The 14,735-nt window shown below is 71.1% G+C and carries 7 protein-coding genes; 3 read left to right on the top strand and 4 right to left on the bottom strand.

Annotated features, from left to right (window positions below; all coding sequences use genetic code 11):
- Positions 1 to 113: 113 nt before the first annotated feature.
- Positions 114 to 986, bottom strand: a complete 873-nt coding sequence (locus LO772_RS34125; RefSeq protein ID WP_231775905.1) for an SDR family NAD(P)-dependent oxidoreductase — start codon at positions 984 to 986, stop codon at positions 114 to 116.
- A 773-nt stretch (positions 987 to 1,759) separates the two neighbouring features.
- Between LO772_RS34125 and LO772_RS34120 the strand changes: the two genes are divergently transcribed.
- On the top strand, positions 1,760 to 3,238 hold the full coding sequence (locus tag LO772_RS34120) for a glycoside hydrolase family 43 protein (RefSeq protein ID WP_231775904.1): 1,479 nt from the start codon (positions 1,760 to 1,762) through the stop codon (positions 3,236 to 3,238).
- Positions 3,239 to 3,551: 313 nt separating this feature from the next.
- Here LO772_RS34120 and LO772_RS34115 read toward each other — a convergent pair whose 3' ends face one another.
- The 3 genes from LO772_RS34115 to LO772_RS34105 form a co-directional block, all read right to left on the bottom strand.
- Positions 3,552 to 6,431, bottom strand: a complete 2,880-nt coding sequence (locus LO772_RS34115; RefSeq protein WP_231775903.1) for an ABC transporter permease subunit — start codon at positions 6,429 to 6,431, stop codon at positions 3,552 to 3,554.
- A 5-nt stretch (positions 6,432 to 6,436) separates the two neighbouring features.
- Entirely contained in the window at positions 6,437 to 8,668 is a 2,232-nt protein-coding gene (locus tag LO772_RS34110; RefSeq protein ID WP_231775902.1) for an ATP-binding protein, read from the bottom strand.
- Positions 8,669 to 8,926: 258 nt separating this feature from the next.
- Positions 8,927 to 10,225, bottom strand: a complete 1,299-nt coding sequence (locus tag LO772_RS34105; protein WP_231775901.1) for an ABC transporter substrate-binding protein — start codon at positions 10,223 to 10,225, stop codon at positions 8,927 to 8,929.
- Between the two features lie 753 nt (positions 10,226 to 10,978).
- Here LO772_RS34105 and LO772_RS34100 point away from each other — a divergent pair.
- The gene (locus LO772_RS34100; protein ID WP_231775900.1) at positions 10,979 to 13,438 is read left to right on the top strand and encodes a glycoside hydrolase family 2 TIM barrel-domain containing protein; all 2,460 of its coding nucleotides are present in this window, start codon (positions 10,979 to 10,981) and stop codon (positions 13,436 to 13,438) included.
- Between the two features lie 508 nt (positions 13,439 to 13,946).
- Positions 13,947 to 14,735, top strand: a complete 789-nt coding sequence (locus LO772_RS34095; protein WP_231775899.1) for an SDR family oxidoreductase — start codon at positions 13,947 to 13,949, stop codon at positions 14,733 to 14,735.

Below are 14,735 nucleotides of genomic sequence, written 5' to 3'. Positions count from 1 at the left end.
CGGCCGGCACGCGTGCCGGCCGACGGCGGACCTCGCACCGGCGGATGTCGAGCCGAAGCGGAACCGGCGATTCGCGCATGTGGGCGCCGCCGGTTCCGGGTGATCGGGGCGTGTCAGCCCATCCACTGCCCGCCGGCGACGTCGATGGTCTGGCCGCACATGTAGTTCGCGGCGTCCGAGGCCAGATAGGCGACCATGTTGGCGACCTCTTCCGGCAGGCACACACGGCCGAGTTGGACCTGATGCCTGATCGAGTTCAGGATCGTGCCGCGGGCCGCACGCTGGGCGTCGTTCCGCGGGTTGAGGACGTACTCCCTCATCTCCGGCTTGATCATGATGCCGGGCGCGACACCGAGGACGGTGATCCCCCGGGGCGCGAACTCGTGCGCGAGGTTGCGGGTGAAGCCGATGACCCCGGCCTTGCTGGCGCAGTAGGCGGTCAGCCCGGGCTGCTGGACGCGCCCGCCGACCGCGGAGATATTGATGATCCGTCCCGACCCCTGCGGCACCATGTGCTCCAGCGCCGCGTGCGCGCTGTACATCACCATGGTCAGGCTGCCGTGGACGGTCCCGTCGATGTCTTCCTTGGTGTGGTGCTCGAAGGCCCCCGCGGTCGACATCACGGGGTTGTTGACCATGATGTCGAGCCCGCCGAGGACTTCCCTGCTCTCCCGCACCGCCCGGTGGACCTGGTCCCAGTCCGACAGGTCGCCGAGGATCGGATACGCCTTCACACCCCAGCGCTTCTCGATCTCCGCCGCACGCTTTTCGACCTTCGAGAAAGTGCGGCCGATCAAGGCCACATCCGCACCCGAGCCGGCCAGGCGGTTCGCGGTCGCCTGGCCCAGACCGTCACCACCCGCGCCCGTGACGATCGCTTTCCTGCCGCTCAGGTCGAGAAGCTCGCCGACCCGCCTGTCGACGATGTCCGTGGGCAGTCGGTCGAATCCCATGAGCGTCGCCCATTCCTGCTCCTCCGACTGCATGGGACATCCTTTCTCCGCGCCAAAGGCGCGCGTTGTCCCCGGACCGGGCCGGGCACACGCTTTCGGGTTGTTTCCGGCGATGCTAGGCGGCTCCATCACGGGCGCGCCAATACAATTTCCGGCCTCTCGGTATACCCAGGCTTGATAACTCGGACCGGTGGGGAGAGCGTCCTGCGCACACCGGCGGCCTGCGGAGCTTTCCGTACGCCATCGGGGCGGGATCGACCACGGGTGCCGGCGTACGCGCGCGGCATCACCGGGCGCGCGCCGGGGCGGGAGATCCGCTGTTCGGAAAAGGCTTCGCGTTCACCCACCGGAATCGCGGGCCGCCCTCATATTCCGGGAATCGCCCGGTCGGTGATCCGCACTGCGCCGGAGAATACGGGTGAACGGCTCGGCACGAGGTTTATCCCGGGATTTTCGACGGCCTTTGCCGATAACGACGGAAAATATCGCCACCGCGGGGATGCCTTGACGTGAATTCTTACCCCTGTGACGTATTGTCGCGCGATTTCGCGGGTGCGGTCCGCAAAGCGGCGGCGGAAACCGATCCTCATGCGGCTGCGCCACGCGTCCCGGCGACGGTCCCTGCCGTCGGGGGCCGCGCCGACGGTCGCCGCCGCCGGGACCGCGCGACATCCGATCTTCCGGGCCGTCCCGAGACGGGAGGCGTTGACACGGATGGGGCGCTGCTTGTTTGCTGAGGCCCTGACTTTAGTCCACTCAATGGATTTAACAGTCCCACCCTGGCCCGCCCGGCACGGAAGGCGCCCATGAATGTCCATCCCATCCTGCCCGGGTTCTTCCCGGATCCGTCGATCTGCCGTGTCGGCAACGACCACTACCTGATCGCGTCGAGCTTCGAGTACTTCCCCGGCGTCCCGATCTTCCACAGCCGGGACCTGACCGCGTGGGAGCAGATCGGCAACGTGCTGGACCGGCCGTCCCAACTGCCGGTGGCGACCGGCCTCGACGGCGCGAGCACGGGGATCTACGCACCGACGCTGCGCCACCACGACGGCTCCTTCTGGATGATCACCACTAACCGGACCACCATGGATGAGCTGCGCAAAGGCCACCTGATCGTCCGTGCGGAGGACCCGTCCGGGCCGTGGAGCGACCCCGTCCACACCACAGGGGCGATCGGGATCGACCCGGACCTGGCCTGGGACGACGACGGCACCTGCTATATGACGTGGTCGATGCTCGGCATCATGCAGGCCCCGATCGACCCGGTGACCGGGAAGCTGCTCGGGGAGCCCCGCAAACTGTGGGACGGCACGGGCCTGGCCCACCCCGAGGGGCCGCACCTGTTCCGCCGCGGCGCGTGGTGGTACCTGGTCATCGCCGAGGGCGGCACCGGGCCGGGCCACGGCGTCACGGTCGCGCGGTCGCGGTCGATCACCGGCCCGTTCGAGGCACACCCGGCGAACCCGATCCTGTCGCACCGCAGCACCGACCACCCGGTGCAGAACACCGGCCACGCCGACCTCGTCGAACTCGCCGACGGACGCTGGGCGATGGTGCACCTGGGCGTCCGCCCGCGAGGCGCGCACCCGAAGTGGCACGTCAACGGACGCGAGACGTTCCTCACCGGCATCGCGTGGGCCGACGACTGGCCCGTGGTCGACGAGGACGCGTTCGGCGTCCCGGCTCAGGACACCTCGTTCACCGACGACTTCATCGGCGGGGCACTGCACCCCCGGTGGATCTCCCCCGGTACCGACCCCCGCGGCTTCACCACCCCGTCCGAGGCCGCACCCGGCGGGCTCGTGCTGCGGGCGGGACGCGCGCACGACGAGCGCGAGGCCCGGCACCTGCTCGCGGTCCGGGCACGCGACGAGGCCTGGCAGGCCACCGCCGCACTCCCGGCCGGCGACGCCGCGCTCGTGGTCCGCGTCGACGACGCGCACTGGGCCGCGGTCGAACGCCGGGGCACGACGATCTCGGTGCGCATGGTCGTCGGCCCGCTGGACCGGATCCTCGCGACGGCCGAGGACGTCCCCGCGGACCGGCCGCTGGCCGTTCGCTGCGCGGCGGTCCCCGCCGACTTCGGGCTGCGCACCGCCCCCGACCGCCTCCAACTCGGCTACGCCGACGGCGGCTTCCGCCCCCTCGCGGACGTCGACGGCCGCTACCTGTCCACCGAGGTGGCCGGCGGATTCACCGGCAGGGTGATCGGCGTCGAAGCCTTGGACGGCGACGCGGTGCTCACCCGCTTCACCTACCAAGCCGAACCGACCACGGACTGACCCGGGCAGACAACAGGTCGCGGGGCACGGGGCGCACCGAGGAACGCGAGAACAACCGCCCACCGAGCATCCCGCGCAACTGTCCCGGCTCACCCCGGCAGTCGACGGACACGGCAGCGCGGCGAGCGCGGCGAGCGCGGCGAGCGCGGCGAGCGCGGTCGCGGGCTCGGGGTGCAGGGTGCGGGTGACGTCCTCGAAGAGCGGCTCGATGCCGGGCAGGCGCGCCTGGAAGAAGTCGGTGAACACGAACGACGCCGGGTCGATCCCGGGCGGCCGGTGCACGGTCGGGTGTCCGCGTACCGGCGGTGCGACGTCACGCGGGCGTGTCGCCGCCCGGTGCCGAGGCCGGGTCCGGGCGGGCGCCGACAGCGGCGGGGGTCGGGGCGGTGCCGCTGCGTTCGATGGCGCGTTCGTCGGTGCCGAGGTAACTGGCGATGACCTTGGGGTCGTTGCGCACCTCGTGCGGTACGCCGGCGGCGATGACGCGGCCGGTCTCCAGGCAGTAGACGCGGTCGCTGATGCCCATGATGAGCGGCATGTCGTGCTCGATCACCAGCATGGACGCGCCGAGTTCGCGGCGGATCTCCTGGATCAGGGGGCCGAACGCCTCGGTCTCGCGCTGCGCGACGCCCGCGGTCGGCTCGTCCAGACACAGGACTCGGGCGTCCAACGCCAGCAGGCCCGCGAGTTCGACGATGCGCCGGGTGCCGGTGGACAGGTCGCCGATGAACGCGTCGGCGTAGCGCCCCAGTCCGAGGAAGTCGATGAGATCGGCGGCCTCGGCGCGCTTGGCCTTCTCCCGGCCGAAGGTGTGCGGCAGATGGAGAGCCGTGGAGAGCATTCCGGTTCGGCCGCGTGCCTCCAGGGCGATCTGCACCGTCTCGCCGACCGTCAGCTCGGGGAAGAGCGTGGCCGCCTGGAAGGTGCGGCCCAGGCCGGTCCCGGCGCGGGTGGCCGGGGCCTTGCCGGAGACGTCGCCGCCGAGGAGTTCGACGGTGCCGGTGGAGGGGACGAATCCGCCGATCGCGTTCATCAGGGTGGACTTGCCGGCGCCGTTGGTGCCGATCAGGCCGACGATCTCGTGCGGCATGACCTCGACGGACACGCCGTCGACGGCGGTCCGGCCGCCGAAGCGGACGCGGATGTCGCGCGTGGCCAGGACGGGTGCGTTGTCGGGCGGCGGCTCGCGGTCGGTGCGGGTGAGCGCCTGGGGTGCGACGGTCGTGGTTTTGACCGGCGCCGCGGGCCCGAGCTTCCTGTCGGCCCAGGCGAGGAGCGCGTCCCGGATCGAGTATCCGATCTGGACGAGACCGCCGGGGAAATACAGCAGCAGGATGAGCAGGCCCATGCTGGACGTCAGCATGGGGATGAGTTCGTTGTCGGGGAAGATCGCCGGGAGGCCGATCACCCACAGTGCGCCGAGGACCGGCCCGGAGACGGAGCCGAGGCCGCCGATGACGACGATCGACACCAGGACGAGCGAGTCGGGGCTGAGGAAGTACTTGTCGGTGTACGGGACCGTCTGCACCGCACCGGCGAGCAGTGCGCCGCCGAGCCCGGCGATCCCCCCGGCGAGCGCGAACGCCCGCAGTTTCACCCGAGCCGCGCCGACGGTGTAGGCGGCGGCGGAGGCGGGGTTGTCGCGGACGCCGATCGTGGTGCGGCCGACGCCGGACCTGCGTAGCCGTCCGACGACGGTCAGGACGACGACGAGGACGATCAACACCAGGTAGTAGTAGGAGCGTTGGCTGGCGATGTCGATGCCGAAGACCGAACTGCGGGGGAAGGACGCGGTGTCCATGCCCTCGTCGTGAAAGGTCTTGCGGCGGTAGAGGTACTGCTCGGCGGCGACGGCGAAGGCGAACGTGCTGACCGCGAGCAGGAGTCCGCGGACGCGCAGGGCCCCGGCGCCGACGATCGCGGCGAGCGCGGCGGTGACCAGCGAGGCGACGAGCACGGCGGCGGGGAAGGTGAGGCCGCGGTACTCGTAGACGGTGTCGCCGAGTTCGATGCGCACGCCGCGGTTGAGCGCGGCTGCCGTGAGAGCCCCCAGGCCCGCGAACGCCATCTGTCCGAGGGAGAGTTGCCCGGCCCAGCCGGTGAGCACCGTCACGGAGGCGGCGCAGATGGCGTAGCCGAGGATGACCGTGTAGAGCAGGTGCCGCGAGGGCTGGGTGACGATGAGCGGGACGACGACCGCGATGAGGCCGAGGACGAGCAGTCCGGCGCGTTCCAGGTGCCGGACCCACCACACGCCCTTCAGCCGCTCGGGGACGGGCTTGATCTTCGGGGCGAACGAGAACGCGGAGGACTCGGTGTCCCGCCCGCGGCTGACGAAGAACACCGCCACCAGGACGAGGATCAACAACACCAGGTCGGTCAGGCCGGGCTGGTCGAGCCAGTTGAACTGGATGAACGACTGGAGCAGGCCGAGCAGGACGCCCGCGCCCAGCGCGATCGGGAAGGACACCATCCGGGCGATCACCGCTGCCGCGAGGGCGCGCAGCAGGGTGCCGGGGCCGAGTTCGGTGATCTGCGTGAGCGAGCCCTGCCGGCCCTGGATGAGGATCATGCAGACCGTGCCGAGCAGTCCGGCGATCGCCCACACCGCGGTGGACACCAGCTTGGGGCTGATGCCGTTCAGCCGCGCCAACTCCGGGTTGTCGGCAGCCGCCTTGACGGTCCGGCCGAGCGTGGTGCGGCCGAGGAACAGGGCCAGCAGCACCGCAGCGACCGGCACCGTGACGAGTACGGCGAGTTGCGCGCCGGTGATCTCCAGGTCGTCGGTGGGCGACCAACTCCCGGACCAGGGAACGGGATAGGTGTCGTCGGTGTAGTCGTCCAGCTCGGGGTAGGAGGTGATGATCGTCAGCGCGAGCTGCGCGACGCCGATCGTGGCGACGAGCACGATCACCCGTGGTGCGTCGAACAGCCTTCGGACGACGGCGAGATCGACGATCGCGCCGAAGACGGTGCCGGCGAGGAGGCAGATGACCAGGGCGATCCAGTACGGCACCCCGTACCGCACGACGAGCAGGGCGAACAGCGCGGACCCGACCAGGCCCATGTTCGCCACCGCGAAGTTGATGACCCGCGAGGAGCGGTGCACGAGCACGATGCCCATCGCGAGCAGGCCGATGACCAGTCCGGTGACGGCTCCGTCGAACAGGAGTTGTGTGGTGGGTATTTCCATCGTCGTCAGCCGCCTTCCCGGCCGAGGAAGACCGCGCGGGCGAGGTCGTCGCGTTCGGCCAACTCCCGGGCCGGGCCCTCGAACCGGACCTGGCCCTTCTCCAGGAACACCGCCCGGTCCGCGATGGCGAGGGCGATGTTGAGGGACTGCTCGACCACGACGATCGTCAGCCCGTCCCGCTTGAGGCGTTCGACGATGGCCAGCAGGTCCTGCACGACCACTGGCGCCAGCCCGAGGGACAGTTCGTCGATCAGCAGCACCTCGGGGTCGTGCATGAGCACCATCGCCAGCGCCAGCATCTGCTGCTGGCCGCCGGACAACGACCCCGCCTGCTGGCCCAACCGGTCCTTCAGGTCCGGGAACAGGTCCAGGACGTACGCGAACCGCTCGTCGCGCCGCGCGGCGTCCTTGCGGAACCGGAACGCGGCCATCTCCAGGTTCTCGCGCACACTCATGCCCGCGAACACCCCCTTGCCACCCGGCAGCAGGTGGATGCCGCACCGCCCGCGCTGCTCCGGCGCCACATACGTGATCGTGCGCCCGTTGAGCCGGACGACGCCGCGCTCGGGGGTCCCGAGGCCGCAGATCACCTTGAGGATCGTCGACTTGCCCGCGCCGTTGGTCCCCAGCAGCGCCAGCGTCTCCCCCCGCCTCACGTCGAACGCGACGTCGAAGAGCACCTGCACCTGGCCGTACGAGAAGTCGATGTTGTTGGCCTGCAGCACCGGGATGTGCTCCGGGGCCTGCTTCTGCCGCTCGGCCTCGTCCAACTCCTCCCGCAACTCCTGGACCACCAAAGACAGGTCGTTGCGGATCGTGCGCGCGCCGCGCAGCATCAGGAAGCCGCCGACCGCGGTCGCCGGGACGCCGATGACCAGCACCGCCACGCGCGGGTCGTACGCGTCGCTGATCAGGCCGGACAGCACCGCCCCGCCGGTCGCGCCGACGAAGAAGATGTACAGCGACCCCAGCGCGGCACCCAACCCGCGCAGCCGGTACGGGACAACGGACTGCATGATCGGCGCGGTCATCGCGAACGCCACCGTGTTGAGCATGCCCGCCGGGATGCCGAGCAGCATGAACGCCCACCCGGTCGGCATCGCCCACTGAAGCGGCAGCAGCACCGCGCCCGGCAGCAGCAGCCATCCCAGCAGCGCCACGGCCCGGGACGGGTCGCGGTGGTAGAGCTTGTCGTACCACGGGCCGACGAACGGCAGCAGCGCCAGGATCGCCACACCGTTGACCGAGCCCCACACGCCGCGCTCGAAGGTCGACATGTGGAAGTGGTCGTCCGCCCACAGGTTCGTCAGGACCGCCCCGGTGAACAGCGTGAACCCCAGCGCCGAGAACGCCAGGATCGCCGTCTTCATCGTCTTGATGCGCAGCAGCCGCGCGAACGCCGCCTCGATCGAGATCGGCATCGGCCGGTCGTCGTCGACGACCTCGCCGAGGACCGACTTCTTCTCGTGTTGCCCGCGCGGGGGTTCCGGCAGCCGGAACGCCCAGACCGCGACCACCAGGGTGGGCAGCCCGAGCAGCAGGTACGCCCACCGCCAGCCGCTGTCCCCGCCCGCCACCGTGGCGATGCCCGCGACGACCAGGGGACTGAGCGCACCCGCCGAACGGGCGGCGCTGAAGTTGAATGCCGAGACCCGCCCGCGCACCCCGATCGGATACACGTCCGCCAAAAGCGACGGACTGACCGTGTTGTTGCTGGACTTCGCCACCCCGACCCCGAACCGGGCCAGGAAGAACAGGAACGCGTTCGCCGCGGCGCCGCACGCGAACACCATCGCGGAGAAGAAGACGCCCGCCCAGCCGATCACCCGGCTGCGCCGGAACCGGTCCGCCAAGTACCCCATCGGCAACGCGCCGAGGACCAGGAACGCGCCGGACGCCGCCGAGATGAACACGATCGCCGAGTCGCTGAGCCCGAACGAGTCCTGGATGTCCGGCGCCAGAATGCTCAGCGTCGCCGACTCCAACTCGTCGAACGTCGCCAGCAGTGCCAGCGTCAGGAAGGTCATCGACCCGCCCGCCGCCAGCCCTTGACGCAACGTCAGGTGCTCGCCGCCGACGCCGGGCAGCAACGCGTCCGCGAACAGCACCTCGCGCTTCGCCTCGGCCTGCCGGGCCTGGCGCTCGGCCTCCGCGTCGATCAGCCCGGCCGCCAGGCCCGCGGCCGACGAGGGAGGGCCGCCCGTCGGCTCGCCGGGTTCGGGAACGGGGGCGCTCATGGCCGCGGCCTGACCGTACGCGGGGGCCGGACTGCGAAACTGTGCATGGGAGTTCTCCGCGGGATATCGGTCGGACGCGTGGTTGCGGGGAGGGGGCGGCTCGGGGGGCGTGTCGTACGGGCCACGAGGGCGGGTTCCCGGGGCGACTGGTGCCTGTCAGGACCGGGGGAACCCGCCCTGCGCGGCCCGGGCGCCGGCCCGAGGCGAGCGCGACCGGGGCCTATCGCCGGACGACGGTCGGTCGCGGCGTCGGTCGTGTCACGGCAGGACGAACTTCTTCTGCTGCGGGCTGTACCGCGCGAGGTGCATCGGGATCGCGCCGTGCGGCGTCTGCCGCGTGTAGTCGGCCTTGTCGACGAAGCCGGGCAGCTGCAGCGGGCCGAGGGTGAACCCGGCGTTCTGGAACGACTCGTACGTCAGGTCCTTGCCGGCCTTGTCGGCGATGGCCTGGAACAGCGTGAGGTAAAGGCACGCGGAACCGGCGGACGTCTGCGGCGTCGGCTCCCCGGCGGGCATCGTCGCGGGGTCGACCGTGAGCTTGCCCTTCAGCTCGGGTACGCGCGTCTCGATGTCGGTGAGGCACGCCTGGTTGGTCGGCTCGTCCCACTTCGTGGCGGCGGTCAGCGCGGCGGCGTCCTTCAGGACACCGTCGAAGTCGTGTGCCGCCGCGTCGCCGGTGTAGGTGGCGGCCTGGTTGAAGCCGGTGAACAGCAGCCGCGGGCGGTAGGAGGTCTTCTCCAGTTGCTTGGGGAACTCCCCGCCCATACCGCCGACCACGACGACGGTGTCGGCCCCGGACGCCTGGAACTTCTGGATGAACACGCCTAGTTGCTGGGAGACCGCCGCGGGGTCGCGGAAGGACGCGTCCATGATCGCGGTCTCGACCGGTGTGACGCCCTGCTTCTGCAGCGACGGCACCACGATCTCGTTCACGAGGGACTGCTCGTTCACGACGCCGATCACCGCGACCTTCTTGCCGGCGAGGGCGTTGTTCGCGGTGAACAGGTCGACGGAGTCCCCGACTTCGTCGCCGCCGCGTTCGGTGGCGAACCACGGGGCCTGCGCCTCGGCGTAGTTCTTCGCGGTCAAGGGGCCGCCGACGACCGCGGTCTTGTTGGTCTGGGCGTAGCACAGCGGCTCGTTGGCGTTGAGCGTGCCGACGACCGCGAAGACCTTCTCGTCCTGCGTGAGTTTGACGCAGGTCTCCTGCGCCGCCGCCGGGGACGCGACGTTGACCGCGCCGAACACCGGCACGATCTTGCGGCCGTTGATGCCGCCCGCGTCGTTGATCCTGCCGATGACCGCCTTGTACGCGGCCTCGTAGTCGCCGTGGTCGATCTTCATGAACTGCTTCACCGACGACAGATCGGGGTAGACCACGCCGATCTTGATCGCGTCGTCGGTGACTCCCGGGGCGACCTTCGCCGCGGGCGGGGCCGCCGGCGCCCCGGACGCCTTCGCGTCGTCCTTCTTCTCCGCTGTGCACCCGGCGGCCACGAGCGCCGCCGCGGCGGCCACGAGCAGCGCCGCACGGCGTCTGGGGCGTATGCGTTCCATGCGCGGATTCCGTTTCTCGTCGGTGGTACTCGGGATCTGTTGCGCCGGCTGCGGATCAGGGGCGGCACCTCGGCGGCGCCCGCACTCGGACCCGCGCGGCCGTGGCGCACGGCGGGGCCGGTTCCGGTTGGGGCCGGGGCGGCGGCCTCGCGGCCGAACCGCCTGGTGACGTGCGGCGAACCTCGACTGCGGGTTTCGTCCGCGGGGGCCGACCACGGTTAAAGCGCTTGAGTAATGCGATTTAGGACCCTTCCACGCCGCGTTGTTCGCGGCAAGATATGAATCGGTAACGGTCCTGTAACCACGGCGGACCGCCGGTCGCGCCGCGAAAACACGGGAGGACGTTCGGTTCGCGCGGCATCCGCGACCCCTGGATCCGGCATCGGCGGGGCGACGAAGTCCCGTGGGGCGTCGGCGCGGCGCGAACGAGCACGCGACACCGAGGGGCTTCGCCCGCGGACGCGCGGCGTCGCATCCGCGGTCCGCGGCCGGCCCGCGGAGCCGCGTTCGCCCGCCCGGGGTTACGCGACTGTTACCGACGGCCGCCTTGTGGCGCGGAAGCGCTCGTCCCTATGCTGCTAAATCGCATTACTAAAGCGTTTTCAAGCACGTCCCCAGGTGCCCCTGGAGGCGACCGCCGCCGGTCGGAACCCCGCGGTGCCGTGTGCCCCGGGCGAGAGGCCCGTGCGCCTCGCGTCGCGCCCAGGCAGGACGGTACCGCTCCGCGGGGCCGCGTCACGATGAGGAGACCGAGTGATCCGCCGATCCTTCAACACCGGCTGGCAGATGCGCCCCAAGCTCAACCCGTTCGCCGAACTCACCGGCCAGTCCGTGCCGTTCGCCGAGGTGACGGTGCCCCATGACGCGATGATCGGGCAGCCGAGGGACGACGCGGGAGGCGGCGAGGCGGGCGCGGGAGCGTACTTCCCCGGCGGACCGTTCGAATACCGCAAGACCTTCGCCGCCCCCGAGGAGTACCGCGGACAGCGCGTCACCCTGGAGTTCGAGGGGGTCTACCGCGACGCCACGGTATTCGTGAACGGCGACTATGCGGGCCAACGCCCGTACGGCTACTCGCTGTTCCGCGTCGAGATCGGGCACCTGCTGCGCCACGGGCAGGACAACGAGATCCGTGTCGAGGCCCGCACCCACAAGGACGCGCGCTGGTACACGGGCGCCGGCATCTACCGGGACACGTGGCTGCTCGTCGGCGGCCCCCTGCGGATCGCGGCCGACGGGGTACGCGTCACCACACCCGAGATCGACGACGAACTCGCCGCGGTCGACGTGGCCACCACCGTCGTCAACGAGACTCTCGATCAGCGCACGGTCCACCTCACCACGGAGATCGTGGCGCCTTCCGGTGCCGTCGTCGCCACCGACACCTGCCCGGTCACGGTGCCGCCCGGCGAGACCGCGGTCGCCCGGCCGCGCCTCTACGTCCCCGAGCCGCGCCTGTGGGGACCGGATTCTCCCGCCCTGTACAACGCACGGGTGCGGCTCGACGACCGTCGTCCCGCCGAGGGTGCGAGCGGGGGCGGGAACGCCGTCGACGCGGAGGCGGTGGCGTTCGGCATCCGTTCGCTGCGCCTGGACCCGAGGCGGGGCCTGCGGATCAACGGCGTCCCGGTGAAGCTGCGCGGTGCGTGTGTGCACCACGACAACGGCGTGCTGGGCGCGGCGACGTTCGCCGCCGCCGAGGAGCGCCGCGTGCGAATCCTCAAGGAGGCCGGGTTCAACGCGATCCGCATGGCGCACCACCCGATGAGCGTCGCGATGCTGAACGCCTGCGACCGGCTCGGCATGCTCGTCCTGGACGAGACGTTCGACATGTGGACGTCGGCGAAGCGCCCGTTCGACTACAGCCTGGCCTTTCCCGAATGGTGGGAGCGCGACGTCGAGTCGATGGTCGCGAAGGACGTCAACCACCCCAGCGTGATCATGTACTCGATCGGCAACGAGATCCCGGAGACGGGTTCCCCGGCCGGGTCCGTGTGGGGGCGCAGGCTCGCGGAGAAGGTCCGTGCGCTGGACCCCACGCGCTATGTCACGAACGCCGTCAACGGTGTGCTCGCCGTCCTGGACCGGCTCGGCGAACTGCGCGGGCAGACCGATGAGGGCGCGGGCATCAACACCATCATGGCCCGCGATCCGGGCGACGCCATGAACGCGATCAACGCCTCGGAGACGGTCACCGACGCGACCGCGGAATCCTTCTCCGTGCTCGACGTCGCGGGCGTCAACTACGGCGAGGCGCGCTACGCGCTCGACAAGGACCTGTTCCCTGGCCGCATCCTGCTCGGCACCGAGACCTTCCCGACGCGCATCGACGGCAACTGGCGCCTGATCACCGAACACCCGCACGTCATCGGCGACTTCACCTGGACCGGCTGGGACTACCTCGGCGAGGTCGGCATCGGCCGCCCGCAATACCTCACCGAGGACACCCCGCAGCCCACCCATGTGGCGCCGTACCCGCACCTGACCGCGGACACCGGCGACATCGACATCACCGGTTTCCGCAACCCCGCGTCCTACTACCGCGAGATCGTCTTCGGGCTGCGCACGGACCCGTTCATCGCGGTGCGCCGCCCCGAGCACCACGGCAAGACCTTCGCCGGAGCCCCGTGGGCCTGGAGCGACGCCCTCGCGTCGTGGACCTGGCCGGGCCACGAGGACGCCCCCGTCACCGTCGAGGTCTACGCCGACGCCGACGAGGTCGAACTCGAACTCAACGGGAAGACGCTGGGCCGCCTCCCCGTCGGCCCCGACCACCGCTTCCGCGCCGAATTCGAGGCCCGCTACCACCCCGGCCACATCACCGCCATCGCCTACCGTGGCGGCACCGAGACCGGACGCACCCACCTGCGCACCGCCACCGGGCCGCTCACCCTGCACGCCCGCGCCGAACGCGACACCGTCCGCACCGACGGCGGCGACCTCGCCTACGTCGCCCTCACTCTCACCGACGCCGACGGCACCGTGCACACCGCCGCCGACCGCACGGTCGACGTCGAGATCTCCGGCCCCGCCGTGCTCCAGGGCTTCGGCAGCGCCGCGCCCCGCACCGAGGAGCGGTTCGACGCCACCGGACGCCGTACCCACCACGGCCGCGCCCTCGCCGTCCTGCGGCCCACCGGCCCCGGCCGGATCCACGTGCGGGCCACGGCGGACGGCTGTGCCCCGGCCGAGGTGGTGGTCGGCGCCGAATAGGCGTCGCGGCTCCGGGCCTTCGGTCGCCCGGGTACGGGTGGGGTCGGCCGCGCGCACGGCGGCGCATCGGCCGGCCCCGCCCTCCGCGCACCACCGTTCCGAGACTCCCCTCACGGGATTGACCCTGGTGAGACGCCACCACAGCAGACTCCGCGCCGCGGCGGTTCTCGTCGCCGCGACGCCGGCCATCACGGGCTGTTCCCAGGACAACCAGGGCGACGGGCACGAGGCCGCACGGTCCGACGTCCCGACTCCGCCGGCGGGCAGGGTCGCGCCCGGGGTGCCGTTTCGCGACGAGCCGCGGCGATGTCCAGGGGAATGACGTCCGCCGAAAGAAATAGTTGAGTCAGTCGTCTATAACGACTAGCCTGGCGAAGCGCGGGCGGGCCGTCGGGGCTTCCACCGCGGCGGACGACGCGTGGGCGCGGAGCGCCGACCGACCCGTCCGGGGGCCGCCAAGCCCGAGCGGGGCGCTCGTGAGACCCGGTCGCGAATTCGAGGAGGATCGATGGAGACCATCGAGGGCCGCACCGCCTTCGTCACCGGGGCCGCGAGCGGAATCGGGCTCGCGGTCGCCGCGTCGCTGCTGGGCGCGGGCGCGCGTGTCGTGGTCGCCGACCGCGACCGGGACGCACTCAAGCGGGCGGCGGACCACCTCGGCGCCACCGCGCTCGCGGTGCACCTCGACGTCACCGACCGCGACGGATGGCACGACGCGAAACGGACCGCCGAGGAAGCGTTCGGCCCGGTCGACATCCTGGTCAACAACGCCGGCATCGCCCACGATCTGGTCGAGTTGGCCGACCTGTCCCCCGAGGTCTTCGACCGGCAGATGGCCGTGATGCCCACCGGAACCTTCAACGGCGTCCACACCTTCGCCGGCGGCATGCGCGACCGGGGCGCGGGCCACATCGTCAACACCGCCTCCATGCTCGGGCTGGTCGCGAACGCGCGGTTCGGGGCCTACTCGGCGGCGAAGTTCGCGGTCGTGGGCCTGACCGAGGCACTCCGCGCCGAGATGGAGCCCCACGGCGTGGGCGTATCCCTGCTCTGCCCCGGCCTGGTCCGCACCAACTTCGGCAAGAACGGCGACCGCGGCATGAGTTCGGCCGACAAGACGTCGTCCGTCGGCGCGGGTATCGACCCCGCGCTGGTCGGCGCCCAGGTGCGCGACGCGATCCGGGAGAACCGGCCGTACGTCATGACGCACGCCGAGTTCGGCCCCACCGTCGCCCGGCGCTCGGCCCGGCTCCAGAGCGCCTTCGCCACCGCTCCGCACCACGGCCCCGGCAACTGA

Origin of the sequence: Yinghuangia sp. ASG 101 (genome assembly GCF_021165735.1) — a bacterium.
In the GTDB taxonomy this organism is placed as follows: domain Bacteria; phylum Actinomycetota; class Actinomycetes; order Streptomycetales; family Streptomycetaceae; genus Yinghuangia.
Note: the sequence above shows the minus strand (reverse complement) of the source record. Positions and strands in the feature narration are given on the sequence as shown.